At 57.7% G+C, this 10,298-nt stretch carries 7 protein-coding genes and 1 pseudogene; 2 read left to right on the top strand and 6 right to left on the bottom strand.

Annotated elements, in window-relative coordinates:
* On the top strand, positions 1–436 hold a 436-nt coding region (locus tag DBR20_RS22035; protein WP_181393002.1), incomplete at its 5' end, for a hypothetical protein.
* Positions 437–774: 338 nt separating this feature from the next.
* Here the strand turns inward: DBR20_RS22035 and DBR20_RS22560 are convergent.
* The 6 genes from DBR20_RS22560 to aceE form a co-directional block, all read right to left on the bottom strand.
* On the bottom strand, positions 775–1,536 hold the full coding sequence (locus DBR20_RS22560; RefSeq protein ID WP_181393001.1) for an HNH endonuclease signature motif containing protein: 762 nt from the start codon (positions 1,534–1,536) through the stop codon (positions 775–777).
* An 800-nt stretch (positions 1,537–2,336) separates the two neighbouring features.
* On the bottom strand, positions 2,337–3,002 hold the full coding sequence (locus DBR20_RS02615) for a hypothetical protein (RefSeq protein WP_108265088.1): 666 nt from the start codon (positions 3,000–3,002) through the stop codon (positions 2,337–2,339).
* A gap of 77 nt (positions 3,003–3,079) precedes the next feature.
* Positions 3,080–4,885: a hypothetical protein gene (locus tag DBR20_RS02610; protein WP_146186936.1), complete on the bottom strand. Its 1,806-nt coding sequence runs from the start codon at positions 4,883–4,885 to the stop codon at positions 3,080–3,082.
* 27 nt (positions 4,886–4,912) lie between these two features.
* Complete coding sequence (locus tag DBR20_RS02605) at positions 4,913–5,854, bottom strand: sce7725 family protein (RefSeq protein ID WP_108265086.1); 942 nt, start codon at positions 5,852–5,854, stop codon at positions 4,913–4,915.
* A gap of 20 nt (positions 5,855–5,874) precedes the next feature.
* A complete protein-coding gene (locus DBR20_RS02600; protein WP_258223188.1) occupies positions 5,875–6,687 on the bottom strand; it encodes a sce7726 family protein in 813 nt (270 codons plus the stop codon).
* A gap of 143 nt (positions 6,688–6,830) precedes the next feature.
* On the bottom strand, positions 6,831–9,518 hold the full coding sequence (gene aceE / locus DBR20_RS02595; RefSeq protein ID WP_099821378.1) for a pyruvate dehydrogenase (acetyl-transferring), homodimeric type: 2,688 nt from the start codon (positions 9,516–9,518) through the stop codon (positions 6,831–6,833).
* A 635-nt stretch (positions 9,519–10,153) separates the two neighbouring features.
* Here aceE and DBR20_RS22555 point away from each other — a divergent pair.
* A pseudogene (locus tag DBR20_RS22555) lies at positions 10,154–10,298 on the top strand (PadR family transcriptional regulator); the annotation flags it as partial.

The following is a 10,298-nucleotide window of genomic DNA, read 5'->3' as shown; positions in this document are numbered from 1 at the left end:
CGCAGAGTTCTCTGCAGATAGGGCGGGCGTTGCACTAGATGACATCGATCTCAGCGAGATTCAGGATGGCCTGAAGAAGCTTGGAAGGGAATTGGCAAGACTGCCGCGGGTTACTAGCAAGTTCCTTGTGGTCCTACTCGAGCGACGCAACCGCAAGCGATCCAGCCGATTTGATGGCGCATGGTCGCACACACTTCACCACACGGTTGTGAGTGAGTACCGTGGCGGCGACGCCAGGGAGGAGATTGAAATTCTGGAGCACGCCGAACTCGTCGCAGTGAACGGCGACGATCCAGCAGCATGTGGCCCGACAGAGATTGGCGTCCGTTTGAGCATAGTGAGCGATGAGCTCGCGCACAACTTCCTAAAGTTTGTAAAGGCAAAGAGCCTCTCTCTTCGGCATGTAATAGGTGAGGGCGATCTCCCCGTCTTCTGATCGACACGCCCCCCCCCTGTGATGACCAACCAGTTTCTACTTAGATGGTGTGGTGGTGATAGCAGTGCCGCTTCCAAGATCTCCATCCTCAGCGACCGATGATTGTGCCGCAGCTGTCCGTGCGCGGCAGGAAAGGCGCACGCTCCCCGCCCGTGCGACCCATGGCGGCTTATCAGGGCCCGCTCCAGCGAACCGAACGGTCCTGACGTCATCGGTCCAGGAAAAGGACCAACCTCGACTTGCACCGGGGGGCCAGCGCTCGGTCTATTGTTCCACGTTTTCGCTGATAGGTATCTGCACAAGGAAAGGCTACAACTGAACCCCACTTCAATTCGCCGTTAAAGTGTCGCCGTCTTCAAGCGAATCCCACTAGCGAGGCGCTTGGAAATCGCGCTGCGGTCGCTCCCGTGATGCAATCTGCGATGGCACATCGGACATATGGCCGCGACATTCTCAAGTACATCCGGGCCGCCGTCGGAAAGTGGCTCGATGTGATGAACCTCTAAGTATGGCGAGCCATCATCCCGCAAGAACAGGGAAACCTCGCAATCTTCCACCTCGCACTTCCCGCCTGCACGAAGGAGAGCTCCTGCGACAACCCACGGATTGCGCTCATACACGCTTCGCTGGACGATCTTTTTGTTTCCGCTCGGCGCAACGCCCAATGCGCGCGCCATAATCCTAGCGGGCGCACTTTTTGCAAGCACTTCAGCGAGCTGCTCGGGGTCCGCAGGACAATCCCCCTTGCGGAACGCAAACACCCGCTCGCCAATGTTTGCAATGACAACAAGGTCACCAACCCTCATCCACTGGGAGACTATCTCCCGCCCTAAGCGCAACTCCCCCTTCCTGCTTGCGTCGGGTGCACGCTCAGACTCATAGAATGTCGCCTCAGCGGTGGTTATCGTGGCATCGAACAAGATTGATACATCAAACGGATCCTCATGCTTCGGCGCTCGCCCGGCGTTGGTTAGAACAGCCACCTGACCCCGAGACAATACATAGGCGCTTTTCCCACGATCCGTTGCAGTTACTTCCTTCTCTGATGCGGAATCGAATAGCCCAAGCGCGATACTCCCCGAGTTCACCAATGCATTCATCATATCCTCCGGTGGATCACCCCTTAGAGCTAGCGTTTAGTAAGGGAATAGTGTGCCGATTGAACACGTCAACGGGAGAGGCGTTCACCTCCAGCGATCAAACTCCGCCGGAAGAAGTTCTAACAATAGATCAACTGAACAATCTTCAAGATCGTAGGTAAGTTGAAGCTGACGAAGGACCGCAACTAAACGTCGTGGAGTACCGCTCCCCTTCCCGCCTGCGCCACGCTTCAGCCCACACTTCTTGTCGTCATACCAGAGGCGATCCGCAAGCCTGATGATACTCCGTGTCTTAAATATGTCCGCGTACGCACCAATCTGCTCGGAGACATCAGATCTAAGAGCACCGTCGGCGCTTGTGTTCAAGAGAACTCGCGATGCCTTTCCGTGAACGTGATAACTCTGCCAGGCCGATCTCATAACATGGCGATAGTAGCTTCTGAATGAGAAGCTCGGACTCAATACATAGATGGCTCGCTCTCGTCCACGCCTCCCCCCCGTCGAGTCAGCGGGACTAATGTAATCAAAGAACATCAGGGATAGCCACGTCCACATCCCCGCATCCTTAGTGAACGAGGAAACGGGAAGAGGGAGCAGAATGCTGTTTAGATGCTCACCCAGCTCATATCCATTCTTAAATTTGCGCTGATCAACCTCAATGGATCCATCAACGCACTGGGAATACCGATCATCGTCAAGAAGCTCGACGGGAACACGTGCGGTTGGGTCGGCGTCAAGCTTGCTCAGGAATTCCTCGAAGATGGAGATCCCAGCGGCATTCAGCCGAGACAGACAGACCATCACTGCACCTCCATGCTCGTCATCATTCTCTCCAACAGCGCGTGGCGAGCCGAGAACGCTTCGGCAACGTCATCCTCGATGTCTTCCGATAAAACTTCGTTATCAATCTGAACAACCAGATCAATCCCGCACTCCCGATTCACCCACGTGACCCAGTCCGCAGCCCAATCTTGGCTATCGATGGCTCCGCGGGCAACGATGCTGGCAACAATCACGCGCAAGACATGGGGAAGAATCAAGGCTGCGTAAACTGGATTAGCGATGAGTTCCTCTTTCAGACTTGGAACTCTATTGCTTACGCTAAGCATCGGACCGTCATCGGGATCAATCTCAACCTTCCAAACTTGCGAGCCAAGGTCAGCTGATCTGACTGGAAGAATGGATCGCCTACCAGCCTTCCCTTCGTCGCTGCTCGGTCGGAGTCGGTTTGCGGCAGCAAGGATCCTCCCAATGCGTTCTGACTCATCAACAACGCGAACTCTGAAGAGCACGGAACCACTGGCATCCAACTCACCAAGCTCATGAACCTCTCCGTTTTTTAGATGGAGAACCGTCCCAAAGTCGAATCGCATGGTCGAGTTCTTGACATATGCTTCAACGTAGACGTGAGCATCATTGGGCAGACTCAGGCCGGCGAGATCAATATGAGCTCGAAAGCGCTGCATACCCCCTTCCATGTCAAGTGAAATGGAACAGGATGATTGTTCTATCCTCTTTCGCCCAGTGTGATTGAACCTCCTTCTCATGACTTCACCTCCGCCAAGACAGCGATATCGCGGTTCATGTCGAACCCACTGAACTCCACACGGAACGCGCCGCCTTTACTCGTAATGATTCCCGTGAATGCCGTCTTGGGCGTGAAATCAGCCGAATCGGATTCCACCAGAATACTCCCGACTCTAAGGTCGAAATCTGATGGGTGGTGTTTTGCAAAGGGATCACCCCGCACGAGGTCGTAGGCCACTGACACTTGGACAACCAGCCCTGGGGGAGCACTAGCGTCACCGACAACCGCGAATCCACGATCAGTCGAGTGGACCTTGTAGTGGGTGGGCGTGGGGCTCACCTTAGGCATGACGGGTCGATCGACCTTTTCCCCGCCAGCACCACCGCCGCGCGCGCCATCCTCACTAGGGACAGAGAAGAAATCAAAGAGCGCGTCCTTATCAATAGTTTCGACATCAACGCTGAGCAACGAGTACAGTCGCTGCGCAAGATCGCGAATTTCCTTCAACCGCTCGCGAGGGGCCCTCCATCGGGCTACGACTCGTTCCGCGCTAGCCGAGCAACCCGTATGTGCTGGATTCTCAGCATCGGCAAGAAATTCAGCGACACCGTCGTCCTCCGCAAGAATCGCGCATGCCGTCTTCTTCCCACGGAAGTATCTCTTTTCCGCAGATAGGACAATTGATCGGCGGACAAACATTGCATCGACATCAACATCTGCTTTCTTCAAGTAGACGTCGACATGTGAGGCAACCGGAGTACCATCTTTCCGCAACAGCTTTAGTGGAGCTCTGAATGCGCATACTTGCCCGCCCTGGAACAAAGTCCTGACCGCGTCTACATCTGGAATGAGGTCTCCCTGAGATCGCGCCCATCCGGCGGGCAGCTCCAATGGCAGCGTCGCGGCAATTTTGTAGATCCTATTGATCTCATCGATGAAGTTGATTGTCGCGGTAAGGCGCTCGTCATTATTCGCAACTGAAAGCGCTACTTCGCCATAATTTTTCGCCGAAATCCGCGCCCCATCTACTTGAACGACAAGCCTCCCGAAAAGGATGGGAACGAAGTAATTCGTAACAACCGCGCGTAGCGCCGAGTTGCTATCTACATCAGACCTCAGGAACGGGATTACTACGGAAAGGCCGGGCTCCTTGACTCTTGATAATCCAAAGAGGTCATTGAAAGCCGCAATCCTTGAGGCGTCTCGAGACGGCAGCTGCATGCCACCATCATCCAAGTCACAGTAGAAGCCGTGGGAATCAATACGAGTACCGTCCGCGAGTTCATGATGTTTCAAGACTACTTGCCCCATCAAAAGGGGAGAGGTGTCGTTATCTCGAATGGTAAGCCCAACCAACGTACGCGCACTTGACGAGCTTGAGAAAACGAGCTTCCCCAGCCCCCAACGGCCAAGCGATTTACCTCCCTTGTGAGACTTTCCCATTCGTCTCCAGAAGTCGCAGAATGGGCCTTGATCCCATGAGTTCCAGTTACCTTTCAGCCCCGTCGTGCCAAAGTCTTCGATTACCAAGATCGAGACAGATCGGGTGTCCGAAACCGGGCTAAGGCCACAGAGCGTCAAATGCTTGTCCAGCTCATTCGTATCCAGAAACTCATAGGCGCGGGTGGCTGATTTACCCTCCATCACGGAGAATCTGAACCGCACCTCGACAGCCCCTCCAGTGGATGCGTCAAGCGAGTTCTGAATCGACTCTCTAACCAGAGCTTCGACCAACTCGACCTCATCGTTGTTGAACTGGTCGCGCTGCGTTGGATCTCGCTCCATCTCTCCTGGAGGGAGCGACCTAAATTCGAGCTTCATTACCCATGTCCTTGGATACGTAAGAAATCATATGGCGCGTGGAGCGTTAACAGACATCAGCGCGTTCTGCATGGTGTGAATATGCCCTTTCAAGGACCATCGTTTAGCTACCCCCAAGGTATGAAAAGCCCCATCTACGAGATAGCCATCGATCAGACCTGAGCTTCCAAATCCTGGCGATGGCGGATTGCCCACATAGGCTCGAAGCTTGTCTAGTGCATCTGCGTACTGGAAATGGATATGGGAGTCCACCAAATGGTCACCTGATACGAAGTGATTGCATACGAACTTGTTTCGTAGCCGCTCCGTCAGGTGCAAGGCAACGTTTGAAGCACGTCCTCCGCCGGCCTTGTAGTAGTCCCCGACAATGCCAAAATCCCCAAACCCTAGGAATCCGGCTTGTCGATACAGACCAAAAGCCGACGAGAAGGGGCTCTGAGCGGGGTAGAGTCCGTTCTTCGCCTTTCTCATGAATGGGTCACTGATCACCACGTCCGTACATGATGCTAGGCCGTGTTGACTCGCCTCTGGGTGGGCAGCCTGAAAATACACATGGATCGCAGGTTTCTGCAGCTTCGCGAACGCTCGATGAACTTCATGCGCAGGCGCAGACATACGGTGCACCAGCATTACTTGTTCGGCGCCGAAAGAACGAACAAAGAGTTTGGCGGCAACGTTCATTTCGCCTGAGCAAATCTCGAAGGCAGGAATTACTAAAGTGGGGAACTCCAGGAGGAGCTTCCTCACAAACTCCGACAAACGTGCCTGCGACTCTGGCGCAACGGCATTTGCGATGACAGCAATACGCTGCCCTTGCTCAACAATAACCTCAAGCCTGCGATACAGGTGAGCATCCATCTTCTCGACTCGGAAGATGGGAAGTACCAAGCCCGGACCGGCAGTGACCTTTGCTAACTCCGAGACTGCAAATAGCTCATTCAGATTTCCACGCATGTACGGAAAGTACATGTCCCTCCCCCCCTGTTCCGTCAGGAGTCTCTTTCTAAGACGTCCATCACATCTCTGTCAAGCAGGTTGATCAAGGCCCCCCACTGTCTAGCTGTCATTTTGTAGAGATAAGCAGCCGGCAGCAGCGCTGCGGGAAGATCAGCAATGTCCTTAATGCGCGGCCTTGCAAGTCCACGTCTGCGCAAAGCAGCCATGTAGTGGGAATGCACCTCAACCGGGTCCATGCTTTCAATCTTCTGCAAAACCGATTTATGGCTACTGACGTCAAGATCCCTGTCCGCGGCCGAGAGCAACTCCAAGTACTCGTCCCGACGCATGGCATCGAACATTGCAACGCTCGATAGTCCCGCCGTAAATTTGACGCTACGCCGATGAATTGTCAGGCCTCGGCTTCGATTCAAAGTCATAATCCCGACGCTACTTGGAACCACATGCAAAGCGCGCTCGACATGGCGCCTGTCCAATACCAAATTCACATGGGTAAAACTTGAGTAGTAGTCTGCAATCTGAGCGGGAGCTTTTGCGAGGTCATCCAAGCCCGTTTTCACCTCGTACACTACTCCCTCATGTCGCACGAAAACCAGATCCGCTCGGCTCTTTCGCACACGGTGCTCATTGAATACGGCAACGGTATGCGGACGGAAGCTTCCCCTGACAATACGGTCCAGAAGGACGCTCTTGTAGAAGTATTCGTCTGGTCGGTGCCTAGAGAGCTGGAGGTGAATCTGCTCCAAGAGCTCCCTAACTGTCGAGCTCCCTTCCGTTCCCTTTAGTACGTCTCCATCCAGGAATCGCCCAAAGTTTCTAACCGCTGACGACGCGTCGTCAGCCATTGCACGAATGGAACTCGCGCAGAAGACTTTCGCTGCGCCTTCGACCCGTTCGACGGACAAATCAATCGACCTCATTGGTCTCTTCCCTGTAAAAGAAAGAAGGAGGCCTTGGCCTCCTCTTCCTTTTGCACAGTGGCAACAAATCAAACCCCAACAGGGTTAGCCTTCTCCGGATCAATCTTGTACTGCTTGATCGCCCGGGCCACATCCTTCGCGGTCATCTTCCCGTCCTTCGCCAGCGCCGCAATCGCGGCATGCGCGATGTAGTACCGGTCAACCTCAAAGAACCGGCGCAGGTTCGCACGCGTATCCGAGCGACCAAACCCATCGGTACCCAGCACGGTGTACGACATCGGCACGAACGCGCGGATCTGGTCCGCATACGCACGCACGTAGTCGGTGGCGGCAATCGCCGGGCCCTGGCGGCCTTCCAGCAGCTCGGTCACGTAGGCCTTGCGCTGCTCGCCTTCCGGATGCAGGCGGTTGGCACGTTCCACGTCGAAACCATCGCGACGCAGTTCGTTGAAGCTCGGGCAGCTCCAGATGTCGGCGGTCACGCCGAAGTCCTTGTCCAGCAGCTCGGCCGCGGCAATGGCTTCGCGCAGGATGGTGCCCGAGCCCAGCAGCTGCACGCGCAGCTCGCCCTTCTTCGGCTTGCCGGCGTCGGTCAGCAGGTACATGCCCTTGACGATGCCTTCGGCCGCACCTTCCGGCATTTCCGGGTGGGTGTAGTTCTCGTTCATCAGGGTGACGTAGTAGTACTCGTCAATCTGATCTTCCATCATCGCCTTGGTGCCGTGCTGCAGGATCACCGTCACTTCGAAGCCGAAGGTCGGGTCGTAGCTGCGCACGTTCGGAATGCCACCGGCCACCAGATGGCTGAAGCCATCTTCGTGCTGCAGGCCCTCACCGTTCAGCGTGGTGCGTCCGGCGGTACCACCCAGCAGGAAGCCGCGGGTACGCATGTCCGCTGCCTGCCAGGCGATGTCGCCCACGCGCTGGAAGCCGAACATCGAGTAGTAGATGTAGAACGGCAGCATCGGCACGTTGCTGACCGAGTAGCTGGTACCGGCCGCCATCCACGAGCTGATCGCACCCGGCTCGCTGATGCCCTGCTGCAGCACTTGGCCGCTCTGGTCTTCGCGGTAGAACATCAGCTGGTCGGCATCGACCGGCTTGTACTTCTGGCCGAACGGCGCGTAGATGCCGATCTGGCGGAACAGGCCTTCCATGCCGAAGGTACGGGCCTCGTCGGCCACGATCGGCACGATGTGCGGGCCCAGTTCCTTGTCACGCAGGGTGATGTTCAGGCTCTGCACGAAGGCCATGGTGGTGGAGTAGCTGCGCTCGCCGCTGCTCTTCAGCAGGCGCTCGTAGCTTTCCAGCTTCGGTGCATTGAAGCTCTTTTCGGCCTTGCGGCGGCGCTGCGGCAGGTAACCACCCAGCGACGCACGGCGTTCCTGCAGGTACTGCACTTCCGGCGAATCCGGGCCCGGGTGGTAGAACGGCACCTGGCCGTCGGCCAGCTGCGCGTCGGTCACCGGAATGTTGAAGCGGTCGCGGAAGTGGCGCACCGCTTCGTCGTCCAGCTTCTTGGTCTGGTGGGTCGGGTTCAGTGCCTCACCGGCGCTGCCCATGCCGTAGCCCTTGACCGTCTTGGCCAGGATCACGGTCGGCATGCCCTTGGTGTTCACGGCCTGGTGATAGGCGGCGTACACCTTGTGCGGGTCGTGGCCACCACGGTTCAAGCGCCAGATGTCGTCGTCGGAAAGACCGGCCACCATTGCAGCGGTTTCCGGGTACTTGCCGAAGAAATGCTCGCGCGTGTACGCGCCGCCGAAGGCCTTGCAGTTCTGGTATTCGCCGTCGACGGTTTCCATCATCAGCTTCTTCAGGACGCCATTGGTGTCCTTGGCCAGCAGGGCATCCCAGTAACCGCCCCACAGCAGCTTGATGACATTCCAGCCGCCGCCACGGAACACGCCTTCCAGTTCCTGGATGATCTTGCCGTTACCGCGCACCGGGCCGTCCAGGCGCTGCAGGTTGCAGTTCACCACGAAGATCAGGTTGTCCAGGCCTTCACGGCCGGCCAGTGCGATCGCGCCGAGGGTTTCCGGCTCGTCGCTCTCGCCGTCGCCGATGAAGCACCACACCTTGCGGTCGGACTTCTCGATCAGGCCACGGTTTTCCAGGTAACGCATGAACTGCGCCTGGTAGATGGCGGCCAGCGGGCCCAGGCCCATCGACACGGTCGGGGTCTGCCAGTATTCCGGCATCAGCCACGGATGCGGGTACGACGACAGGCCGCCGCCGTCCACTTCCATGCGGAACTTGTCCAGCTGCTCTTCGTTGATGCGGCCTTCCAGGAAGGAACGCGCGTAGATACCCGGGGCGCTGTGGCCCTGGATGAACAGCAGATCGCCCGGGTGGCTTTCGCTCGGGGCGCGCCAGAAGTGGTTGAAGCCCACGTCGTACAGCGTTGCGCCGGAGGCGAACGAGGCGATGTGGCCGCCCAGGTCACCCGGCTTGCGGTTGGCGCGCACCACGGTGGCCATCGCGTTCCAGCGGATGATCGAACGGATGCGCCATTCCAGTTCGGCGTTGCCCGGGCTCTTGGCCTCCAGCTGCGGCTCGATGGTGTTGACGTATTCGGTAGTGGGAGAGAACGGCAGATAGGCACCCGAACGACGGGTCAGTTCCACCATGCCTTCCAGCAGCTGATGCGCGCGCTCGGGGCCCTCGACATCAATAACGGCCTTCAACGACTCGATCCACTCCTGGGTTTCCACAGGATTCGGGTCGTTGTTCAGCACCTCGTTCAACCAGTTCATTAGCGCTCCCATTACCGCACGCACGCGCGCGACTGTTGATAGATTTCTAGACCACAAAGTGTAGCGCACCAAGGGCTTTCGTCACTTGGCTACGCTGGCGTATGGAGGCAGGCCACCCCTGTCTGCATGGCATGTCCCGGGACGTCCACCGGCGGGACAAAGCACTGCTGCAGGCCGCTGTGGCTGCCTGCAAGGGCTGCGCCAGCTGTCGTTCGCGGCCTGCTGCGCCCATGCGCAGGACGCAGTGTTACTGCTGCGGATGACCGTTGTGGGGCAAGGCCGGCGCCGTGTCGGCGTTGTCTGACGGGCTGCCGCTGAACCCGCGACAACGTGTCGCGCGCGCCTCTCGACGCGGACGGGGCCGCTGCGCACGGTTGGCAGCGAGCAGGCCCCTTCCCGCGGTTCGCCGCTCGTCTGCTGCGCCCCGCCCGGGGCGGAAACCCGCAGCACCGTTGCGTGGCCCGATACGGATGTCAGGCCGCGCAACGGTGGCTTGCGCCGTGCGCAACCCTGCCCTCATCCCTTGCGGTACTTGGCGGCGTGGCCCGATCTGGCAAGCGTTGTGGCCGAAACCGTACTTGTCGGGTCCGGCTTATCGATATATCGTTTGCGGCACACGTTACCGATATATCGAAATGGGCCGATCCCCTTCCCCCAGGAGCCGCACCGACGATGCCGCGGTACCCCGCCGCAACGGCCAGCCGCGCGTGCTCAGCCGTGGCGACCTGCGTCTGCTGGTGCTGGCGCTGATCGGCGAGCAGCCGCGCCACGGCTACGAGT

Origin of the sequence: Stenotrophomonas sp. HMWF023, from assembly GCF_003060985.1 — a bacterium.
Classification (GTDB): domain Bacteria; phylum Pseudomonadota; class Gammaproteobacteria; order Xanthomonadales; family Xanthomonadaceae; genus Stenotrophomonas; species Stenotrophomonas lactitubi.
This window is presented reverse-complemented; position numbering and strand designations above follow the sequence as displayed.

Bases quoted from the DNA above. Each gene is read 5' to 3' on its own strand.
- DBR20_RS22560 (WP_181393001.1), bottom strand. From the start codon at position 1,536: ATGAATGCATTGGTGAACTCGGGGAGTATCGCGCTTGGGCTATTCGAT.
- DBR20_RS02615 (WP_108265088.1), bottom strand. From the start codon at position 3,002: ATGCAGCGCTTTCGAGCTCATATTGATCTCGCCGGCCTGAGTCTGCCC.
- DBR20_RS02610 (WP_146186936.1), bottom strand. From the start codon at position 4,885: ATGAAGCTCGAATTTAGGTCGCTCCCTCCAGGAGAGATGGAGCGAGAT.
- DBR20_RS02605 (WP_108265086.1), bottom strand. From the start codon at position 5,854: ATGTACTTTCCGTACATGCGTGGAAATCTGAATGAGCTATTTGCAGTC.
- DBR20_RS02600 (WP_258223188.1), bottom strand. From the start codon at position 6,687: ATGGCTGACGACGCGTCGTCAGCGGTTAGAAACTTTGGGCGATTCCTG.
- aceE (WP_099821378.1), bottom strand. From the start codon at position 9,518: ATGAACTGGTTGAACGAGGTGCTGAACAACGACCCGAATCCTGTGGAA.